At 39.2% G+C, this 641-nt stretch carries 1 protein-coding gene; it reads right to left on the bottom strand.

Annotation, left to right across the window (positions count from 1 at the left end; translation table 11 throughout):
* Nucleotides 1-18: 18 nt before the first annotated feature.
* Nucleotides 19-641 (bottom strand): hypothetical protein (locus tag A3766_RS31340; protein WP_197479645.1); only part of this gene is annotated, 623 nt, incomplete at its 5' end.

Raw genomic sequence — 641 nt, 5'->3', positions numbered from 1 at the left:
ATATTAATTGGCTGAGGCTTATCCTAAGTAGGTCTCGATGGTCTCCTTGATCATCTCAGCTTCCGATCGCTTATGAATTCTTTCAGCTAGAATTGCTCTTCTTTTTGCCATATTTTCAGCGTAGATTTTATAAATCACTATTGTTTCATTACCCGTCTGCATAGAGCCGCTTTCTATTATATTTACGCCCACTAAATCCTGTTTCTGGATCTCTTTAGTTGTAATGGGATAACCAAATAAGAAACGTCTTGAAGTTATCCCTTCTTTCGTGACTGTTACTTTGAGCGACTTGAATAATTGATAAATTCCAAGAAGCATGATCGTGTCACCGACGAAGAAGCAGAGGAAGGCTGGGAATATATCTCCACTCATAAAAATGAATGCACTAGCGACAGAAAAAATAAACCCTACTAAGCTGAATACAATTCCTAACCTATTGCGAGTAAGAGAAGGAAAGTTTAATGATATACCCCCGGCGATAGGTTGAATGTCCACGATAGAATTCACACCTTCTTCAGCTTCACGAACGGTATCTACGTGCTCTTCAGTAGAGAAGTTATGGCTTCTTGATTCTTCACTAGTTCTGAAAACAGGAATGACATAAGCCCTATCAAATTCGCTTTCGTTATCCACGGCAACAA

This window comes from Oleiphilus sp. HI0132 (genome assembly GCF_001635845.1).
Note: the sequence above shows the minus strand (reverse complement) of the source record. Positions and strands in the feature narration are given on the sequence as shown.